Origin of the sequence: Adlercreutzia caecimuris B7, from assembly GCF_000403355.2 — a bacterium.
Classification (GTDB): Bacteria; Actinomycetota; Coriobacteriia; order Coriobacteriales; family Eggerthellaceae; genus Adlercreutzia; species Adlercreutzia caecimuris.
In genome coordinates this window covers 2,825,090-2,844,921 of sequence record NZ_KE159646.1, presented here as the reverse complement: position 1 = coordinate 2,844,921, position 19,832 = coordinate 2,825,090, and the positions used below count along the sequence as shown (strand labels likewise).

Here is a 19,832-nt window from a genome sequence, read left to right as displayed (position 1 = left end):
CGACCCCGTCGCCGTCGCGCGCCCCGCCGGCAGTCGAGCCGGGTGCTCCGGCTGCGCGCCGACGGCGACTGGCGCGCGACCGGGCCGCTCCCGCCGCGCGCCGACGGCGCCCCGTGTCGCCGACAGCTCTCGCGCACCGTGCCGCTCCGCGCGCCCGCGACCGCCGCCGAGCGGAGATTTTGCCGTTCCGAAACACGCCCTTCCCCCTCATCGGATACGCTTTCCCCATCGAAAGCCCCGCGCGTGAGGAGTGTGCCATGAACGTCGTATGCCTTGATCTGGAAGGCGTGCTGGTCCCCGAGATTTGGATTGCCTTCGCCGAGGAGTCGGGCATTCCCGAGCTTACGCGCACCACCCGCGACGAGCCCGACTACGACAAGCTCATGGCCTTCCGCTTGGGCATTCTGGCCGAACACGGACTGGGCCTGCCCGACGTGCAGGCCGTCATCGCGAAGATCGACCCCATGGAGGGAGCCCGCGCGTTTCTGGACGAGCTGCGGGCGCTTACCCAGGTCATCATCATCTCCGATACCTTCGAGCAGTTCGCCCAACCGCTGATGGAAAAGCTCGGCTGGCCCACCCTGTTCTGCAACGAGCTCGTGGTGGACGCAGACGGTGCCATCACCGACTTCCGCATGCGCTGCCCCGAGAGCAAGCTCACCACGGTGCGGGCGCTGCACTCCTGCGGCATTCAGACCATCGCCGCCGGCGACTCCCACAACGATTTGGGCATGATCTTGAACTCGAAGGCCGGCTTCCTCTTCCGCTCCACCGACGCCATCAAGGCCGAGCACCCCGAGCTACCCGCGTTGGAGACCTACGACGAGCTGCTGGCCGCCATCAAGGCCGCCCTGTAGTTTCGTTCGTCCTCGCGGGAAAGAGGCGCTCCTCGCTGACCTCCTGGGGCGAACCTGGTATCGTTTGCAACATGGAAGAAGCGCTGCTCGAAATAATCGCCGCCCTGGATGCGGGCGAGGACGTTGACGCCGCCTGGCTCGACAAACTGGTGCGCCGCCACAACCGAGCCGCCCGCGATGGGACGCGCCGGGTGGCGAAGCGGCGGCTTCTGCCCTTCTACCTGAAGGTGAAGGCCGACGACCCCGAGCGTTGGCGGTCGTGGAACGTGGGCGAGGCGACCGATGCGGCCCTTATGCGCCTTTTGCAGGCCAAGCCTCGGCGCACCGCCTCGGGCGTGGCCACCATCACCGTGCTCACCAAGCCCTGGCCTTGCTCGGGCGCCTGCGTGTTCTGCCCGAGCGACATCCGCATGCCGAAAAGCTATCTTGCCGACGAGCCCGCCTGCCAGCGAGCCGAGCGCTGCTGGTTCGACCCCTATCTGCAGGTAACCACCCGCCTGCGAGCCCTCACCGCCATGGGGCACGTGACCGACAAGGTAGAGCTCATCGTGCTCGGCGGCACCTGGAGCGACTACCCCGAGGACTACCAGCGCTGGTTCATCGGCGAGCTGTTCGCCGCCCTGAACGCGAGCGACGAGCAGCGCGAGAGCGAGGCGACATCCCGCCGCCGTTGGTACGAGAGACGAGGGCTGCCGCGGGATCCCGAAGCGCTGGCCGAGCGTACCGCCGACGTGCAGAAGCGCATCAACGCCGGCGAGCTCACCTACAACGAGGCGTGGAAAGCGGCCTACGGGCAGGCCCGCACTTGCGCAGACGCCCCGAACGATGCCGAAGGCGATCCGACAAGCTCCCGCGCCGCGCGCTCCGAGTGCTCCACCCGCCCCGGCGATCAGAGCCCCTTCTCCCATTGCGGCCATGACGCCGACGAGAAGCAGCGGGAATGCCTCTCCTGGGAGGCATTGTTCGCTCGGCACCGCGCCAACGAGACGGCCGCCAAGCGCGTGGTGGGCCTGGTAGTGGAAACGCGACCCGACCTCGTCACCCCCGAGAGCTGCCGCATCCTGCGGGCACTCGGCTGCACCAAGGTGCAGATCGGCATCCAGAGTCTGAACGACGATCTGCTCGCCGTCAACGGGCGCGCCATCACCGCCGCGCGCATCGCCCGCGCCATGGCCTGCTTGCGGCTGTGGGGCTTCAAGAGCCACGTGCACTTCATGGCGAACCTGCTCGGCGCCACACCCGCCGGCGACATCGATGACTACGCGCGGCTGGTGACCGACAAGCGATTCCTGCCCGACGAGGTGAAATTGTACCCCTGCTGCCTCGTGGAAAGCGCCCGCCTGACCGAAGCCTACGAGCGCGGACAATGGCGTCCCTATACGGAAGAGGAGCTGGTGGGCGTGTTGGCGGCCGACATGCTGGCCACCCCGCCCTGGACCCGCATTTCGCGCATGATCCGCGACATTTCCGCCACCGACATCCTCGTGGGCAACAAGAAGACGAACCTGCGGCAGATCGTGGACGCCGCCGCGCAGGGCACAACCGCGCCGATGGCCCCCGCTGCACCGGAAGCCAAAAGCGACGGGGCGCCCTCTGCCCTATGGGATGCCGAGAGTGCGCCCGAAGACGCTCCTGTCTCGAAGGCCGCCGTGCCCGCGGTACGCGAGATACGCTCGCGGGAAATATCCGTTGAGGGAGCCTCCCTGGCAGACCTTGCCCTGGAAACCATCGCCTACCGCACCTCCAACACCGAGGAGCGCTTCCTGCAATGGGTCACCTCCGAAGACAGGATCGCCGGCTTCTGCCGCCTGTCGCTGCCCGATCAGACGCTTCTTCCAGAACACGCCTCGACGCTGATCAGTCCCCTCGACACCTCCTGCCCCGACAACAACCCCCATCCTCGAAACGAGGATTCTTCCGCATCCGATTCCTATCCCTTCCCCATGCCGGGCGAAGCGATGATCCGCGAGGTGCACGTGTACGGGAAGGTGGCCGCCCTGCACCGCACAGGCGAGGGAACCCAGCACTTGGGACTCGGACGCGCGCTCGTGGAAGAGGCCTGTCACCAGGCGGCTGAGGCGGGCTATGGCGCCGTGAACGTCATCAGCGCCGTGGGCACCCGCGTCTACTATCGCAACCTCGGCTTCACCGACGCCGGCCTCTACCAGAGGCGCCCGCTGTGAGCTATGACACCGCAACCATCCGCCAGCTGAACACCCTCACGAGCGAGTTTTACGCTCGCGAGGCCGCCTCGTTCTCAGCTACCCGCCAATCGCCCTGGCACGGTTGGGAGCGAGCCTGGGATGCCGCTGCCGCCGCAGACCCGACTTTGGCCCGACGCGCCCTCTCGGTGCTCGACCTCGGCTGCGGCAACCTCCGCTTCGAGCGCTTCCTCGCCGAAAGGGCGGGCGGCCCCCTTGCGGTCACAGCCGTAGACAACTGCACCCCTCTGGTGAAGGACGGCCGGCAACCAGCACCACGCCCTGCGTCTCCCCAAGCTGCGGGTCGGCAGCGCGCTTCCGCTGACAGTCTCGACAGCGCAGTGCCCCCACATGCGAAGCAGGGCCCCGCAGCCAGCGAACGTGCCATGGTCGATTTCCGGCCATTCGATATCGTGGAATCTCTTTTGGACGGCAGCTTCGCCAACCGCCTGCCTTACGGCACCTGCGATCTCGCCGTCGCCTTTGGGCTCATGCACCATCTCCCCACGTTCGCCCTACGCACCGAAGCTCTTGCAGCGCTCTTGCGCAGCCTGCGCCCCGGCGGCTTCGCCATCGCTTCGTTCTGGCAGTTCTTAAACGATGCGCGTCTGGCCGGCAAAGCCGCCGCCGTCACCGACGAGGGTTGTGCCGCGCACAGCCTGCCGCCCTTTGGACCTGGCGACCACCTGCTCGGCTGGCAGCACGCCGAGGGTATCTACCGCTTCTGCCACCACACCGGCGACAACGAGATCGATGACCTGCTCACGGCAATCCGGGCCGATCCGGACACACCTCCCTTCCGCGAAGTCGCCCGCTTCTCCGATGACGGCAAGCAGGACAACCTCAACCGCTATGTAGTTTTGCGGCGTTGCGAGCCCCAAGCCGCCAGCCTCTGCTAAAGTGCGCTCCATGGCAAAGACACCCGACACCCCGACCGTCGCCCGCCGCCGCGAGCGCGAGAAGCGCACTATCTCCCAGATGGTGGCCATTTACTGCGCCGGCAACCACAAAGGAGCCTCCCGCACCGAAACCGGTTTCTCAGGCGAAGCTATGTGCCCCGACTGCAAGGCCATCGACGACTACTGCGTCCTGCGCACCGAGCGCTGTCGCTCCATGGATCGCAAGACCAACTGCGAGGAATGCGGCAACCACTGCTACGCCCCCGCCGAGCGCGAGCGCATTCGTGCCGTTATGCGTTACGCCGGCCCACGCATGTTGTGGCACCATCCGGCGGCAGCACTGCGCCATCTTCTTAAGAAGTAGGAGCCGCTGCGCCTTAGCGAATGCGCATCCAATGGGAGTTGCCCTTGCCGCTCTTGTAGTACGTGGTCTTCGCGAAAGACCCCCGCCCTTCCCAAAAGGCACTGTCGGCCTTGGTCTCGCTTCGCTTGTTGTTCGCAATAATTCCCAGACAGAGCCCTCTGTACTTCTGCGGGAATGTCACCGTCACCTTCATGGCGTACTTCGTCGGATACTGCACCCAGCACCCGTGATCGTCCTTGTACTTCTTCACTTTCGAGCATTTCCAGTTCGACGCCTTGATCGTCACGTTCCGCTTGCGGCCCGCGCCCAGCTCGCGCCCAGTCTGGTAATCCACCAACGCTAAAGAGGCGAACCCTGCAGCCTTGGAGGCGCCGTTGAGGCCGGCAAGCGCATGCACCTGCTTCTTGGTCGGCTTGAAGAGACGCATGAACTCCACCGTAAAGGAAGCCTTCCGATAGCCCCGCTTCGGGGATGCGCCGACTTTCAGCCCCACGACCCGTGCCGACACCTTCTGCCTGCCCGCGCCGGCCCAAGCAGCTGACACCGTCACCGTCTTGCCCTTTTTCAGATCCCACTTCACCTTAAGAGACCTCATAGAGCCCCCTGTTGCCGCAAAGGCCTCCTCGCCGAACGCAGGCGCCAGAGCGAGCCCCAGCGCGAGCACACACGCCATGACCGCGCTTCCCACACGTTTCATCTTCATCGCACACCTCTTCCCCCGATCGCCTCAGGGGTCAAGTATTGCACGATACATCAATTTTTGCAAGAACTTTTTAGAACATTTGTTTCTTATTTCTGGGACACCTTAAAATCCCAGATACCCCAAAAGTCCCCGGCATCCGTCGCAGACATCCTCGTAGGTGGTGTCGAAGTCGCCCGTGTACCAGGGGTCGGCCACATCGCGCGTGCTGCCGGCGAATTCCAGCATCTTGTGCAGCTTGCCCGCAGGGTCTCCCCCGAGCATGCGGCCCATGTTGCGCATGTTCGCCTCATCCATGCCGATTATCAGATCGAACGCGTCGTAGTCGGTCCGGCGCAGCTGACGCGCCCGCTTCTTCTCGAAGCCGCCGATGTCGTGGCGCCGCAACTCCCCCACCGTCCCCGGGTGCACCGGATTGCCGATCTCCTCGGTGCTCGTCGCCGCCGACTCGATTTCGAACTCGTCGGCCAGCCCGCGACGGGCCACCATGTCCTTCAACACGAACTCCGCCATCGTCGACCGGCAGATATTTCCATGACACACAAACAGCACTCGAATCATCACGCATCTCCCTTAGTCGCGGTTTTCTTCCAGTATCCCACAGCCTTTGTGGCGCAAGTGCAGCGCTTCTGGGAAAATACCGTCAACAACAGACACCTCGCCGCATCTTGAGCGCGGCGCCCGACGGAACAGGAGCACTATGGCAGAATTCATCTACCAAATGTACAAGGCCCGCAAGGCGGTGGGCGACAAGGTCATTCTGGACGACGTCACGCTGTCGTTCTACCCCGGCGCGAAGATCGGCGTCGTGGGTCCCAACGGCATGGGCAAGTCTACCCTGCTGAAGGTGATGGCGGGGCTGGAAGAGGTGTCCAACGGCGAGGCGCGCCTGTCCCCCGGCTACACCGTGGGCATCCTGCAGCAGGAGCCGCCGCTCGACGAGGACAAGACCGTCCTGGAGAACATCCAGATGGCCTTCGCCGATGTGCTGGCCAAGGTGGCCCGCTTCAACGAGATCGGCGAGGAGATGGCCGCACCGGACGCCGACTTCGACGCGCTCATGGACGAGATGGGCCGCCTGCAGGACGAGATCGACGCCGCCAACGGGTGGGACCTTGATTCCCAGCTCTCCCAGGCCATGGACGCGCTGCAATGCCCCGACCCCGATGCGCCGGTGAGCATCCTCTCAGGCGGCGAGCGGCGTCGCGTGGCGCTCTGCCGTCTGCTTCTGGAAGCCCCCGACTTGCTGCTTTTGGACGAGCCCACCAACCACCTGGATGCCGAAAGCGTGCTGTGGCTCGAGCAGTTCCTGAAGACCTACCCGGGCGCGGTGCTCGCCGTTACCCACGACCGCTACTTCCTCGACCACGTGGCCGAGTGGATCTGCGAGGTGGACCGCGGGCAGTTGTTCCCCTACAAGGGCAACTACTCTACCTACCTGGAAACCAAGGCCGCCCGCATGGCCGCCCAGGGGCAGGCCCAGGCGAAGCTCGCCAAGCGCATGGAGCGCGAGCTGGAATGGGTGCGTTCGTCCCCGAAGGCGCGCCAGGCCAAGTCGAAGGCCCGTCTGGCGAACTACGACGCCATGGTGGCCGAGGCCGGCAAGGCGAAGAAGCTCGACTTCGCGGAAATCCAGATTCCCGTGGGCCCGCGTCTGGGCTCGAAGGTGCTCGTGGCGAAAAACCTGCACAAGGAGTTCGACGGCCGCGTGCTCATCGACGATTTGTCCTTCGAGCTGCCGCGCAACGGCATCGTCGGCGTGATCGGCCCCAACGGCGTGGGCAAGACCACCCTGTTCAAGACCATCGTGGGCCTGGAGCCCCTCACGAGCGGCGAGCTCGAGATCGGCGAGACGGTGAAGATCTCCTACGTGGATCAGAACCGCGAGGGCATCGACCCGGATACGAAGCTGTGGGAAGTGGTGTCGGGCGGCACCGATTACATGATGGTCGGCGAGACCGAGATTCCCTCTCGCGCCTACGTGGCCGCCTTCGGCTTCAAGGGCGCCGACCAGCAGAAGCCCGCGGGCGTGCTGTCGGGCGGTGAGCGCAACCGCCTGAACCTGGCCCTCACCCTGAAGGAGGGCGGAAACCTCCTGCTTCTGGACGAGCCTACTAACGACCTGGACGTGGAGACGCTCTCCAGCCTGGAGGCGGCCCTGCTCGACTTCCCCGGCTGCTCAGTGGTGGTCAGCCACGACCGCATGTTCCTCGACCGCATCGCCACCCACATCTTGGCTTGGGAGGGCGACGATGAGAACCCCGGTCGCTGGCATTTCTTCGAGGGCAACTTCGAGAGCTACCAGGCCGACCGCGAGGCGCGCCTCGGCAAGGAGGCCGCCAAGCCTCACCGCCTGCACCGCAAGCTCACCCGCGACTAAGCGGCGCAGGCCGCTGCCTCCGAGCACGCAGCCGAGAGCGCACCCTACCCATCACAAGAAAAGCGGCCCTCCGGGGCCGTTTTTCTTGTTGTAAGAGATTCACTCATCTCTAAAAAATTTATATCATTTGATGGTATAAATTTCCTAAAATTTCTTTCATTTTAGAGAAAAATCTAATAAATTCACTGCTATTTGATGATACTATGTTCTCATAAAATCACTCTTTTGAGAGGAATATCATGATCGACGACATTACCCCGGATTCTATTAAGAGCATTCGCAATCGATACGGGCTCTCGCAGCAGGGCTTTGCTCGCCTCCTCGGCATCGGTGAGGCCAGCATGGCTCGCTACGAGAGCGGGGCGACGCCCTCCAAAGCCAATGCCAACCTCATTCGCGCGGCCATGATTCCCGAGTTCATGGCCGGCTGTCTCGAGCGGGACGGCGATACGCTCAGCGCCAAGCAACGCGCTTCGGTCGAGAAGATCGTCTACGCTGAAATAACTTTCGACGAGGAAGGGGACATCATGGACATGACCGACATCTACGAGCTCACCCTGCAGCAGGAGGTGCTGAACGAGAAAGCCGCAGAAATTCTAGGAGACATCATCAATGGGCTCATCGAAGCTGAAGAGCGAAACGACGAAGGGCTGAAAATGGTCTACGAGGATTTGTTCGCCCAGCTATCCCTCCTAAAGCCAACGATCGCCAGCACCGAAACTGCAAACTGGGACACTCTCCAAAGCATCGACGGAGAGTTGAATTGCATGCGCTCCCTATGCAATCGTGTTCAAAGGAGAGCCGCATGAGCAAGACCCGTCTAGGAGAGTTCTCTGACCATGAATTTCGGAAGCGACTTGCTAAAGAGATCCAAAGTGCAACATTCCCATCCGAAATCGGCCCGACTTCTCATCCGAGAGCTGTTTTGCTTGGAGGCCAAAGTGGGGCCGGAAAGACAACGCTACATAAAATTTACCGCCAGCAATTTGCAAATAACGTCATTATTATCAACGGTGACGAATTCAGATCATCGCATCCAAATTTCGCAAAACTGCAACAGGCCTTCGGCGATCGATCGGTTGATTACACCGCTCCGTGGGCGGGGCGTATGACCGAGGCGCTCGTCGACCACCTGTCGCGCTTCGGTTATAACCTCATTATCGAAGGCACGTTGCGCACGGCGGAGGTTCCGATGAAGTCAGCGACGCTGCTTCGTGAGAGAGGCTACGACGTCTCACTGGCCCTTATGGCGGTCAAACCGGAGATATCGCTGGTAAGCTGTCAAATCCGCTACGAGGAGATGCGCATTCTGGGCACGACGCCTCGAGCCACCGACCCGGCCCACCACAACAAGATCATCGATCAGATTGTGGCAAACTTGACCGTGCTCGAGGAAAGCGAGCTGTTCGACGGCATCGCGCTGTACAACCGCGCCCAGGAACAGCTCTTTCCTCGCGAAGGATATAACGGCCTGGCAAGCGAGGCGTTGCGCGATATCCTTTTCGGCCCGTGGACCGAAGAGGAGCGGCGACACTACCGCAAGCTCACCTCGAAGCTCGACTACCTCAAAACGAAGTAGCCGCCTTCGGCTGACAGGGCGCCTTCGTCAGGGGCGCCTACTCCTCAGAGGCCTTGTCAGATTCGTCGGCATCAGCACGCTCGGCAGCATCGGCGCCCTCATTGACATCCTTACCGGCATCGGTGCCCTCTCCGGCCCCCTCATCGGTGCTCCCATCGGCATCGGTAACTTCGTCGGTGCCCTCGCCAGCATCGACGCCCTCATCGGTATCGGCGGTATCGGCGGTATCGGCGGTATCGGCGGTATCGGCGCCATCGGGCTCCAACTCTGCTGCAAGTCCAGACGATCCCTCGCCAGCCGCCGCGCTTTCCTTGGCAAGATGATGAGCCACGATATCGGCCGCCAAAAGGCGGCGGAAGTCATCGACGTCATACAGCTCGCCGGTGTCGCCCAGCTCGTCGACAATGGGAATCTCGCCCGTGTCGCTCAGCTCATCAATCACGGGAATCTCGCCGGTGTCGCTAAGCTCGTCCACAATGGGAATCTCGCCCGTGTCGCTCAGCTCGTCCACCTCGGAAGGAGCGCCCGCATCACCATAGGGGTCGTCATCGAAGGCCACCGGATACAGGTGGCGCTCTGCGGCCGTTGCCGCCGCCGCGGCTGCCGGCGTGGCCGCCACGATGCGCGGAAGCGTCTCGGCCGCCCTCTCCGCCTCGCGCTCTGCGGCCTCCCGCTCCTTGCGGGCCGCCGTCTCGCGGGCGACATCCTCGTCGGTGAAATCCCCATCGAGATAGGCGTCGTCCCCGACAGGATCCCCGACCGCCCCAGCGGGGATATCGGCCGCCTCCATCCATCCAGCCTCTGCGGCAGCTAGGAAATCGTCGCCTACGGGAATCATCCCGGGCACCGTGGCAATGGGCACGCCCTTGGCAGTCGCATGGGCGCGCTGCTCCCGGCGCGTCTCGACGGCCAGAGCCGCCACAGCGCCAACTGCCATAGCGCCGAGCACGCCAACCGATACCGGGCCGGCCATCTTGATGCCTTCGACCCACGGAGTCTCGCCCGTAGAGGCCAGCAGCCCGCGAGCGCCGTCCCCCGCACCGTATTTCAGCACCTGGATCACGCCGTGGCCGCCCTGCTCGTCAATGCCGAGCACGCACGCCCTCTCGAAGCCGCGCTCCTGCAATTGCGTCACGCGCTCGTTGGCCTTCAGCACGATCTCCTCACGCTCGCCCCAGGCAAGGGCATCCAACGGGCAGGCCTGCACGCAGGTCGGAGGCGCATCGGCGCGCACCTGGTCGACGCAGCCGTCGCACTTGACGATAGAGCCCTTCTCGCTCCCGTGGCGCAACACGTCGGCGGGGCAGGCTAGCGCGCACATATGGCAGCTCACGCACCGTCCGTCGTTGGCGAGCACAAGTCCGGTCTCCTCGTCGCGCACGAGCGCCTCGGTGGGGCACACCTCGACGCAGGGGGCGCTCGCGCAGTGCACGCAGCTTTTGCGCCCTATATCCCACACAAGCCCGTGGGGATCCACCGTTCGCTCCGAGAAGGTGATCGCCAAAACGGCATTGCCATCAAGGTCGGCGACGCGCTGATAGCTATCGCCCTGCGGGGCCGTCGTCTCCGCATCGGGCAGCGACGCCCGACGCGCTGCGCCGCAGGCGGCCGCACAGGCCTGGCAACCGGTACAGCGACTGCTATCGAACAGCATTGCTTTCTGCGCCATGATATCCCCTAGATCTTCTCGATATCGACAAGGAACCCCTTGGCATCCAGCGCCCCGCCCACCGGCGAGGTCACCGACGGTGCCAACGTCATCCAGTGCCCGCCGATCGTCTCGCGGCCGCCACCGTCTCCGGCTGCTCCGGCCACATCCGTCGCAGCAGTCGCACGAGCTGCCGTCCCGTTCAAATACACGTAGTGGCCCTCGCCTTCGCGACCCTGGAAGGGCGCCACGCGCGCGGTAACCAGCACCGGTGCCTCCACCGATCCGCGATCGTTGAAAACTCGCACCCGATCGCCGGTCGCAAGCCCCTTGATGGAGGCCAAGCGCTCGGACACTTCCACGAACATGCCGGGCTCGAAGGCGGCCACGGTCTCGCACGCCGCGGCCATGCCGTCGGCGGGCCAGCCGTCGTTGACAACGGCCGCCACCGGATAGTCGGAGCGCAGCCCCAAGACGCCGTCGTAGTCCTGGGCGCCCGTTGCCGCCAGCGCGGCCGCAACCTCGTCGCCAGCGGCATCGGCGGCGGCCGTCACCGCCCGACCGGCTGCGGCCAGGGCAACGGGCGAGGCCAAAGCGCTGTTCACCATATTGTTCAACGGGGATTCCATAGGTTCGTAGTGCTCGGGAAGCGGGCCGTCGGCCAGCCGATCGGAGAACAGCAGACCCACCTCTTCCCACACGCCGGGAAATGCCTGGTTGTCCGGCTCCACCCAGCGCCCGTCGCGTTGGACTACGAAGTCGGCACTGTCGATAAGCACCCAGGACTCACCGTCCCACTGCACCAGACTGCGCTCGGCGTTCCACGGCTGGCCGGCCAAGTTCGCGCTGGCGCGGTTACCGCGCACGCGGCAGTTTCCCGGCCAGCTGAAGCCCCACTGGGCGTGGAGGCCGAAACCGCTCTCGTCGCTGTTGTCGCGACGGCCCACCGGCTGAGCCGCGCCGTCCTTGGCATCGGCCCCGCTGTTCCAGCACCCGGCAAAAGATGCAACGGCGCACGCGATGGACCCGTCGGCCTTCAGGTTCTGGGGGCCTTCGGCCAGGCGCACCATGTTCTGGGAGAAATCGCTCTCCGCCGGCGCATAGCCGTTGAAGGCCCAGGCGACCTTGGCCAAATCGAGTACATCCCCGCTCGTATAGTCCCACTTCAGGTTCAAAATGGGCTTCGGGGCCACGCCGTCTTGCTTCGTGTCGTAGAGGTTGCGCACGCGCCGCCAGAGCTCATCGACAACCGCGCCCTCGCTCCGCGCCTCCTCCAAAGGCTCCACCGCCGCGGCCGCGTACTGCATCCAGCGGCCCCCGCTGACACGCGTGCCGGCCTTCTCCGGACCTGCCGCCGCCGGCAGCGCGAACACCGTCGTTGCCGCGGCCTGGGGACCCTCCTCAAGATGACGCCAGAACTCGGCAGTCTCGGTGGAAGTCGGCGCGCAGACGACAAGCCATTCCAACGAGCCCAGCTGCTGCGGCGTCGCGCAGCCTGGCCTCTCGGCCAGAAAATCGGTGTCCCACACGAAGCACCCGCGCACGCCGCCGGCGGCCAGGGCGTCCCACACCAGGGGAAAGTCGGCGCCCTCGCGGCGTTTCGGCAGCCAGCTGAAGCCGTAGTCGTTCTCGAAGGAGGCCGCCTCGCCCCACCATTCCTTCAGGGCCGGCACGAGGGCCTTGACGCTTTGGGCATGGGTGCCGTTGGGCTCGGTATGGGCCTCAAGCCACGCCTGCAGCGTCGGCGTCCGTTCCGTGGGCCAGGGAAGGGCGCCGGGAAAGCTCGTCGGATCGAGACCGGCGAGCGCCGCCGCGGCCTCGCCCGAGCCGCCGCCCATGTACGAGATACCGCCGCCGAGCACGCCGAGGTTTCCCAAGAGCAGCTGCACCATCGTGGCCGCACGAACCGCCTGGGCGCCCGTCGTATGCTGCACGAGACCCGGACCGGCAAGAATCTTGCCCGCCGCCTCCGTAGTGCCCGTAGCGGAGAACGTCTCGTAAACCCGTTCGAGAACCGCCCGGTCTACCCCGCACAGCGCGCTTACGGTATCCAGATCGTAGCGGTCGTAGAATTGCTTGACCTGCACCCACACGCTCGCGCCGTCCTGCAAGGTGATATTGCGCCGCGGCTTAGGCGCCGAGGGAAGGGTCCACACCGGCACGTTCTCGTCGCGCACCCAGGCAAACTCTCCCCCATAGCGCATGTTCCACGTATCGGTTCCCTCGATCTGGTAGCTCCACGGCTCCTTATCGTAGGCGCCGTCCACGGGGTTCCACCCGAAGAACAAGCCCGATCCCCCGTCGTAGCTGAACGTCGGGCTCAGCAGGTAGGAGGCGTTGGTGAAGTTCAGCACGTACTCGGGCTGCCAGCGATTCTGCTCGATGATGTAGCGGATGAGACCGCCGAAAAACGCCGTGTCGGTACCGGGGCGCAGCGGCAGGTGGATGTCGGCCATCTCCGCGGTGCGGGTGCGCACCGGATCCACCACAATCCAGGTGGCACCGCGCTCCTGGGCTCGGCGCGCCCAGCGCGTCGAGAGCGGCTGGGAGGCGGCATGATCGGAGCCTACGGTGAGCACGACGTCGGCCTGGGCGATGGCGGCCCACGATCCGTCGGGCACATCGATGCCGCAGGTGGCCCGCACGCCCTCGGTGAAAACGCGCCGACCGAAGGCGATCTCGCTGTCGAGATGCACCACGCCCCAGCCGCGCAGGGCCTTGGCAATAAGGTACTGCTCCTCGACCGGCAGATGCGCGCCGCCGAAGCTGGCAATGGCCTCGGTGCGCATAACCGGCACCTTCCCCTCCTTCTTCACGAAGGTCTCGTCACGCGTCTGCTTCACCAAGCCGGCGATCTCAGCCAGGGCATTATCCCAGGGAATATCCTCCCACTGATCCGATCCGGCGCGGCGTACCCGGGGCCTCGTCAGACGGCGGGGATTGGCGATCGCCTCGCCGAGTCCATCGCCCCCGGTTTGCTGCAGCTCGGTCAGCGCCTGGGCCCGCAGGCACGCCTTGCCCTCGGAAAGCGGATGGTCGACATCGCCCTCCACCGCCGCGATGGACCCCTCGCGCAGGCCGAGGCGCAGGCCGCAGCCACCGGGGCAGCCCTCGCAGACGACCGTCTTCCACGCCAGCTCCTCCTGGGCCTCGGACGCCTCCTCATCGGCCCACGCCGGCGCGACGCCCGAGACGCAAGCCGCTCCCGCCGCTACCGCGCCGGCCGCAGCCAGAAAGCTCCTTCGCGTTAGTTCCATAGCCGCCGATCTCCTCATATGCGCTCTTGATGCCTGTGTCGTTTCGCCTTGCATTTTCACATATCGGTAACGAAAACGGCCCCCGGAACGTTTGGTTCCAGGGGCCGCGGGGCCCATCCCCATAAATTGTCCACGTTCAGAGCCCCAAACCGCCTTTGATGAGGTGGTTTGTCAGCTTCGCAGGCTCGCTAGACGCGGCTCACGGCCACGGCGCACACCTTGTACTCGGGAACCTTGCACACGTCGTCCAAAGCCGCGTTGGTGAGCCAGTTGGCGTTGCCGTCCTGGAAGTGGAAGGGCATCCACGTCTCGCCGGGCGAGGTCTTCGCCGACACGCGCGCCGTGGTGACGATCTCGCCGCGGCGGCTCGCCACGCGCACCGCATCGCCATCGGCCACCCCGAGAGCAGCAGCATCGGCGTCGTTCAGCTCGATAAACGAGCTGTCGCCGATGGCGTTGAGCCCCTCGGTGCGGCTCGTCATGGCGCAGGCGTTGTAGTGATGCAGCACGCGCCCGGTCATGAGCACCAGGGGAAACTCCTCGCAGGGCAGCTCGTCGGAGGCACGGTACTCGGCATCCGAGAACGTGCCGCGGCCCCGCGTAAAGCCGCCCACGTGCATGATGGGCGTGCCCGGCGCATCCGGCGTGGGACAGGGCCACTGCAGCCCGCGTCCGGCCACTTCAGCGCCATCGAGCCGCTCATGGCTGATGCCGCCGTAGCTGGGAGTGAGGCTCGCCACCTCGTCCATGATCTCGGCGGCCGAAAGATGCGGCTGGGCATAGCCCATGCGGTTCATGATCTCGGTGAAGATCCACGTGTCGGGGCGGGTGCCCTCGATCTCCACCGCCGGGCGAATGCGCTGCACACGGCGCTCGGTGTTGGTGAAGGTGCCCTCCTTCTCGGCGTAGCTGCGCCCGGGCAGCACCACATCGGCTAGCTCAGCCGTCTCGGTGAGGAACAAATCGTCCACTACGAGGAAGTCGAGCGAGCGCAAAGCCGACAGCACGTGGTTCGTGTCGGCATCGGTGCGCACCGGGTCCTCGCCGAAGATGAACAGGCCCCGGATACGGCCGTCCTTCATGGCCCCGAAGCATTCGGTGGCCATAAGACCGGGCGCCTCGGGCAGGCTCACGCCCCAGGCGTTCTCGAACTTCGCGCGCACCTCCGCGTTGGCCACCTTCTGGTAGCCGGGGAAATCGGCCGGGGTGGCACCCATGTCGCAGGCGCCCTGCACGTTGTTCTGGCCACGGATGGGGTTCACGCCGCAGCCGGGGCGGCCCAGCTTGCCGGCGCACATGGCAATGTTGGAAAGCGACATGACGCCCTCGGTGCCCGTGGAGTGCTCGGTCACGCCCAAACAGTAGATGATGGGCGCGCGGTCGGCCCGGCCGTACAGCTCGGCGGCCGCCACCAAGTCGTCGGCATCGATGTGGCAGATCTCGGCCACGCGCTCGGACGTGTAGCTCTCCACCATGGCGGCGAAGGCGGCGAAGCCCTCAGTGCGCTCCTCAATGAACGCCTTGTCGGCCAGGCCGGCGTGGATGAGCGCCCGGGCGAAGCCGTTGGCGAAGGCCACGTTGGTGCCGGGGCGCAGCTTCAGGTGAATGTCGGCGCGGGAGGCAATGCGGATGTCGCGGGGGTCCACCACGATGAGCTTGCTGCCGCGCTCCACCGCCGCGCGCACCTGCATGCCGATGACCGGGTGGGCCTCCTCGATGTTGGAGCCCACCATCATGATGACGTCGGGGGTGTCGGTGATGTCGGCGATGGTGTTGGTCATGGCGCCGGAGCCGAGCGTGATGGCCAGGCCCGCCACCGTGGGCGCATGGCACACGCGGGCGCAGTTGTCCACGTTGTTGGTGCCGAAGGCGGCCCGTGCCATCTTCTGCAGCATATAGATGTCCTCGTTGGCCGAGCGCGAGCAGGCGAAGGCGGCCACCGAGTCGGGGCCCGTCTCGCCGATGATGCGCTTGAAGTTCTCGGCCACGTAATCGAGAGCCGCCTCCCACGAAGCCGGCTCAAGCTCGCCGGTGGCGCGGTTGCGCACCAGAGGCGTGGTCAGGCGGTCGGACGACTGCACGAAGTCGAAGCTGCCCGAGCGGCCCTTCACGCACAGACGGCCGCGGTTGGACGGACCGTCGGCGGCGCGGGTGTCCACGATGCGCCCGTCCTTCACCACCAGGTCGTACTGGCAGCCCGTGGCGCAGTGGGGGCAGGTGGTGCGCACGTAGCCCACCTCCCAGGAGCGGTAGTCGGCGCGGCGCTTCTCCACGATGGCGCCCGTGGGGCAGGCCGCCGCGCAGCAGCCGCAGCTCTCGCAGTCGGTGGCGCGCCAGTCGGGGCCGAAGGGCGCGTCGATGGCCGTGCGCAGGCCGCGCTTGGCCGCGGTGAGCGTGTGGTTGCGGGCCTGGTTGTTGCAGGCGCCCACACAGCGTTGGCAGCCGATGCACAGCCGCGCGTTGAAGCGCAGGAATGGGTTGTCGTCCAAAACCGGCGCGTTCTTCTCGGGCGCGGGGAAGCTCGGGGCTTCCACCCCCAGCGCGCGGCAGAGGTCCTGCAGCTCGCAGTCGCCGTTCTTCAGGCAGCTGAAGCAGAAGTTCGTGGAGTTCAGGCCGTGGTTGGAGATGACGAGGTCGAGCGCGAGACGCCGGGCGGCATCCACCCGCGGGGTGTCGGTGCGCACGACCATGCCCTCGCGCACGGGCGTCTTGCAGGCGGGCACCAGGTCGGGCTCGCCATCCACCTCCACCACGCACACCCGGCACGAGCCGACGGCGCTCACGTCCTTCAGGTAGCACAGGGTGGGCACGAAGATGCCCGCCGCGCGGGCGGCCTCCACCAGGGTCGTCCCCTGCTCAGCCGCCACCTCGCGGCCGTCGATGATGATGTTAGGCATACTGGACCCGGCCCCCTTCCATACTGCCGCACCCGAACGCGTCGCAGCGCAGGCAGCGGCCGCACTCCTGCACGGCCTCCTCGTATGTCATGCTCTCCTCGCACCCGTCGAAGTCGCGCGCCCGCTCGCGGGCCGGGCGCTCGGCCAGGGCCACGCGCCCGGTGGGAACCCGGTCGTTCGGCTCCGCGGCCGGCACCTCGACCCCGCAGTCGAGGGTGTGGTGGTAGCCCAGGTAGGCGTCGATATTACGGGCTGCCACCTTCCCCGCTGCGATGGCGCGGATGACGGTGGCCGGGCCGGTCTGGCAGTCGCCGCCGGCGAACACGTTGGAGAAGCCCTCGGCTGCAAGGAAGCTATCGGCCGCCAGGCGCCCGCGTGCGGCGGTCATGCCGAAGGCCTCGAAGGGGTCGCTCACGATGCCCTGGCCCACGGCCACGAGCACCACATCGGCGCCGATGACGCGCTCGGACTTGGACGCCGGCACCGGCGCAGGCCGGCCGCCGCGCACCGGACCCACCATCTGCGGCTGGGTCACGAGCGCGCATACGGCACCCTCGGCGTTCACCTCGAGGCGCACCGGAGCCTCGAGCGTCAGCATTTCCACGCCCTCGGCAATGGCGGCCTCTACCTCGGCGGGCAGGGCCGTCATGTCCTCCAGGCGGCGGCGGTAGACCACCGTCACCTCGCCACCGCAGCGCACGGCCGTGCGGGCGCAGTCCATGGCCACGTTGCCGCCGCCGACCACCACCACGCGCTTGCCGCTGAAGTCGGGGGCGTCCCCCTCGCCGATGGCGCCGAGCAGCTCCACGGCCGAGAGCACGCCCGCCGCGTCCTCCCCCTCAAGGCCCAGCGCCTTCGCGCCGTGGGCCCCGGCGGCCACGTACAGGGCGTCGAACTCGGCGGCGAGCCGCTCCAGGGCCGCCGCGTCCACAGCCTCGCCCGCGTGCACGGTGATGTCGCCGGCCGACAGGATGGCCGCGATGTCCTCGTCCAAACGCTCGCGCGGGAAACGGTAGGCGGGAATGCCGAAGCGCATCATGCCGCCGAGTTGGGAACGGCACTCGTACACGTGCACCTCGTGCCCCATGAGCGCCGCGTAGTAGGCGCAGGTAAGCCCCGAGGGGCCCGCGCCCACCACGGCGATGCGCCGGCCGCTCGCGGGCAGCGCCGTGGGCACGGCCACCTTGTCGGCCGGCGCGTGGTCCACCGCATAGCGCTTGATGCCGCGAATGTTCAGCGGGGCGTCCACCAGGGTGCGGCGGCAGCGCGTCTCGCAGGGGTGCTCGCACACGAAGGCGCAGGCGGTGGGGAACGGGTTGTCCCTGCGGATGAGGGCCACCGCCCCCGCGCAGTCGCCGGCACCGGCCAGGGCCACATACCCCGGCACGTTCACATGGGCCGGGCAGTCGGTCTCGCAGGGCACCGACTGGCCCACGCCCGCCGCGCAGCGGTGGCGCTCCACATGGGAGGCGAACTCGTCGGAGAACGCGGAAAGGGCCGCGAGCAGCGCCTCGCCGGCTTCCCAGCCGATGGCGCAGTCCGAGCCCTCGCAGGCCAGCTCGGCCAGAGCATGCAGGCGCGCCAGGTCCTCGTCGGTGGCGCGGCAGTCCAACACGCGGCGCGCCAAGACGGCCGCCTGGGGAAGCCCGTCGCGGCACGGCACGCACTTGCCGCAGGTCTGCGAGGCAGCGCATTCCAGCAGCGTCGTCGTCACCGCCACCGGGCACGTACCCGGCGGGGTTGCCGCGAGGCGGCGGCCGAAGCGGTCCAGAAACGCTTGCAGCGGCCGATCGTGCACCGCCCGCGCCTCAATGGAGAGTCGGTTCATAGGCACTCTTTCCCTTCTTGATCTTCTCGGCGTCTGCCCCGCGAAACGGCTTAGGCGCTCCCCGTCCAGCCGTTTTTCTGATTCGAGGTAAACTCGCGTCAGTGTATCAGCCGCCCGCGCCCTCCATTGTTTCCGAACGGTTTCACCACGATGAGCGGCAACCCCCGCCGAGGACGGCATCCGCAACCCTCGCCCGTCCGGGCAGGCCTCCGTCGCCGGGCTCTCCGCGCTGGGCAATCAGACCCTCTTATCAACAAACCGTCTACAGCCGATCGGTGATCTTGCCCCTCACCTTTTAACGGCTATACTGTCACCGTTGAGAATCGTTTCCGACTAAGGAGAGGCATTATGAACACCACCCATGCCAAGGCCATCAAGGGCATGAGCATCGCAAACATCGTCCTGGCCGCACTCGGCATTTTCGGCTGCCTTATCGCCTGCGCCGGTCTCGGCGTTGGCGGCTACGCCGTCACCGGCTCCGGCTACGACTACGTCTACACCGACGATGGAGTCGTGGTCACGACGGGAGATGTGGCTGGCATCCTGGGCTTTCTGGGCATCTTCGTGTTCCTGGGCGTTATCTGCTTCATCTTCGTGCTCGTCGCCGGCATTATGGGCGTGCGCGGCTCCAATAGGCCCGAGAAGCTGAAGGGCGTTATGGTCTGGAACATCGTAGGTGCAGTGGCCAGCTTCTTCACGGGCGGTCTTGTCACCCTGGTGCTGTGCATCGTCGTGGCCGTGTTCGCCAACAAGGACAAGCAGGCCCTGGCCTACGGTACGCCCTATGGCGCCCAGCCCTACGGCGCGCCGGTGCAGCCCCAGGCCCCCGTCGCCCCCCAGCAGCCCGTCGCTGCTGCTGCCGCCGTGCCCGTCGCTGCTGCCGTAGCTGCCGAGGCCGTCGCCGGCACGGGCGTGCCCGCCACCCCCGCTACCGCGCCTGCCGCCGAGGTGGCGGCTATCGAAGAGACTCTCGTCTCCGATCCGGCTCCTGTCACCCCCGCCGCCGATGTGGCCGCCGAGGCCGTGACCGCAACCGAGGTTGCCGCCGCCGAGCCCGCCGTGGTACTTCCCGACAACTATATCGAGGACGCCCAGGCCGGCGTGACCATCATCGAGGAGACCTCGGCCGAGGACGAGCAGAAGTAGCCTCTCCTTTCACCCGCATCATTCCAGGAAGCCGGCCCGCAGCGAAACGCGGGCCGGCTTCTTTTCGGCGGCGGCT

General features: G+C 66.2%; 14 protein-coding genes. 8 read left to right on the top strand and 6 right to left on the bottom strand.

Annotated features, from left to right (window positions below; all coding sequences use genetic code 11):
• Positions 1-257 precede the first annotated feature (257 nt).
• The 4 genes from thrH to C811_RS15130 all read left to right on the top strand — a co-directional run bounded on the left by thrH (position 258) and on the right by C811_RS15130 (position 4,321).
• Positions 258-857 carry a bifunctional phosphoserine phosphatase/homoserine phosphotransferase ThrH gene (gene thrH / locus C811_RS15145; RefSeq protein ID WP_016310590.1) on the top strand — a complete coding sequence of 200 codons (600 nt, stop codon included), beginning with the start codon at positions 258-260 and terminating at the stop codon, positions 855-857.
• 71 nt (positions 858-928) lie between these two features.
• Entirely contained in the window at positions 929-3,040 is a 2,112-nt protein-coding gene (locus C811_RS17145) for an elongator complex protein 3 (protein WP_016310589.1), read from the top strand.
• Complete coding sequence (locus C811_RS16105) at positions 3,037-3,957, top strand: class I SAM-dependent methyltransferase (protein ID WP_016310588.1); 921 nt, start codon at positions 3,037-3,039, stop codon at positions 3,955-3,957. Before C811_RS17145 ends, C811_RS16105 begins: the two co-directional genes overlap by 4 nt.
• A 10-nt stretch (positions 3,958-3,967) precedes the next feature.
• Positions 3,968-4,321 (top strand): nitrous oxide-stimulated promoter family protein, encoded by a 354-nt coding sequence (locus tag C811_RS15130; RefSeq protein ID WP_016310587.1) that lies wholly within the window; start codon positions 3,968-3,970, stop codon positions 4,319-4,321.
• Between the two features lie 13 nt (positions 4,322-4,334).
• On the opposite strand, the gene C811_RS15125 is transcribed toward C811_RS15130, so the two are convergent.
• Positions 4,335-5,024 (bottom strand): hypothetical protein, encoded by a 690-nt coding sequence (locus C811_RS15125; RefSeq protein WP_016310586.1) that lies wholly within the window; start codon positions 5,022-5,024, stop codon positions 4,335-4,337.
• 102 nt (positions 5,025-5,126) lie between these two features.
• Positions 5,127-5,582, bottom strand: a complete 456-nt coding sequence (locus tag C811_RS15120; protein WP_016310585.1) for a low molecular weight protein-tyrosine-phosphatase — start codon at positions 5,580-5,582, stop codon at positions 5,127-5,129.
• A 139-nt stretch (positions 5,583-5,721) separates the two neighbouring features.
• On the opposite strand from C811_RS15120, the gene ettA reads away from it, so the two are divergent.
• The 3 genes from ettA (at position 5,722) to C811_RS0104305 (ending at position 8,980) form a co-directional block, all read left to right on the top strand.
• Positions 5,722-7,401, top strand: coding sequence for an energy-dependent translational throttle protein EttA (gene ettA, locus C811_RS15115; protein WP_016310584.1), 1,680 nt, complete (start codon positions 5,722-5,724; stop codon positions 7,399-7,401).
• Positions 7,402-7,640: 239 nt separating this feature from the next.
• Positions 7,641-8,210, top strand: a complete 570-nt coding sequence (locus tag C811_RS15110; protein WP_016310583.1) for a helix-turn-helix domain-containing protein — start codon at positions 7,641-7,643, stop codon at positions 8,208-8,210.
• Positions 8,207-8,980: a zeta toxin family protein gene (locus C811_RS0104305; RefSeq protein ID WP_022926699.1), complete on the top strand. Its 774-nt coding sequence runs from the start codon at positions 8,207-8,209 to the stop codon at positions 8,978-8,980. The genes C811_RS15110 and C811_RS0104305 overlap by 4 nt, the downstream gene beginning before the upstream one ends.
• Before the next feature lie 37 nt (positions 8,981-9,017).
• Here the strand turns inward: C811_RS0104305 and C811_RS16100 are convergent, their stop codons facing one another.
• From C811_RS16100 to C811_RS15100, 4 genes are all read right to left on the bottom strand, one after another.
• Positions 9,018-10,649: a 4Fe-4S dicluster domain-containing protein gene (locus tag C811_RS16100; RefSeq protein ID WP_016310581.1), complete on the bottom strand. Its 1,632-nt coding sequence runs from the start codon at positions 10,647-10,649 to the stop codon at positions 9,018-9,020.
• Between the two features lie 8 nt (positions 10,650-10,657).
• Positions 10,658-13,885, bottom strand: a complete 3,228-nt coding sequence (locus C811_RS0104295; protein WP_016310580.1) for a molybdopterin-dependent oxidoreductase — start codon at positions 13,883-13,885, stop codon at positions 10,658-10,660.
• A 188-nt stretch (positions 13,886-14,073) separates the two neighbouring features.
• Positions 14,074-16,782, bottom strand: coding sequence for a formate dehydrogenase subunit alpha (gene fdhF, locus C811_RS15105; protein WP_016310579.1), 2,709 nt, complete (start codon positions 16,780-16,782; stop codon positions 14,074-14,076).
• The gene (locus tag C811_RS15100; RefSeq protein WP_016310578.1) at positions 16,775-18,610 is read right to left on the bottom strand and encodes an NAD(P)-binding protein; all 1,836 of its coding nucleotides are present in this window, start codon (positions 18,608-18,610) and stop codon (positions 16,775-16,777) included. Before C811_RS15100 ends, fdhF begins: the two co-directional genes overlap by 8 nt.
• 348 nt (positions 18,611-18,958) lie before the next feature.
• On the opposite strand from C811_RS15100, the gene C811_RS15095 reads away from it, so the two are divergent.
• Positions 18,959-19,756 (top strand): hypothetical protein, encoded by a 798-nt coding sequence (locus C811_RS15095; RefSeq protein ID WP_016310577.1) that lies wholly within the window; start codon positions 18,959-18,961, stop codon positions 19,754-19,756.
• Positions 19,757-19,832: the final 76 nt, after the last annotated feature.

Coding starts and splice junctions, on each gene's coding strand:
- thrH (WP_016310590.1), top strand. CDS start 258: ATGAACGTCGTATGCCTTGATCTGGAAGGCGTGCTGGTCCCCGAGATT.
- C811_RS17145 (WP_016310589.1), top strand. CDS start 929: ATGGAAGAAGCGCTGCTCGAAATAATCGCCGCCCTGGATGCGGGCGAG.
- C811_RS15130 (WP_016310587.1), top strand. CDS start 3,968: ATGGCAAAGACACCCGACACCCCGACCGTCGCCCGCCGCCGCGAGCGC.
- C811_RS15125 (WP_016310586.1), bottom strand. CDS start 5,024: ATGAAGATGAAACGTGTGGGAAGCGCGGTCATGGCGTGTGTGCTCGCG.
- C811_RS15120 (WP_016310585.1), bottom strand. CDS start 5,582: ATGATTCGAGTGCTGTTTGTGTGTCATGGAAATATCTGCCGGTCGACG.
- ettA (WP_016310584.1), top strand. CDS start 5,722: ATGGCAGAATTCATCTACCAAATGTACAAGGCCCGCAAGGCGGTGGGC.
- C811_RS15110 (WP_016310583.1), top strand. CDS start 7,641: ATGATCGACGACATTACCCCGGATTCTATTAAGAGCATTCGCAATCGA.
- C811_RS0104305 (WP_022926699.1), top strand. CDS start 8,207: ATGAGCAAGACCCGTCTAGGAGAGTTCTCTGACCATGAATTTCGGAAG.
- C811_RS16100 (WP_016310581.1), bottom strand. CDS start 10,649: ATGGCGCAGAAAGCAATGCTGTTCGATAGCAGTCGCTGTACCGGTTGC.
- C811_RS0104295 (WP_016310580.1), bottom strand. CDS start 13,885: ATGGAACTAACGCGAAGGAGCTTTCTGGCTGCGGCCGGCGCGGTAGCG.
- fdhF (WP_016310579.1), bottom strand. CDS start 16,782: ATGCCTAACATCATCATCGACGGCCGCGAGGTGGCGGCTGAGCAGGGG.
- C811_RS15100 (WP_016310578.1), bottom strand. CDS start 18,610: ATGAACCGACTCTCCATTGAGGCGCGGGCGGTGCACGATCGGCCGCTG.
- C811_RS15095 (WP_016310577.1), top strand. CDS start 18,959: ATGAACACCACCCATGCCAAGGCCATCAAGGGCATGAGCATCGCAAAC.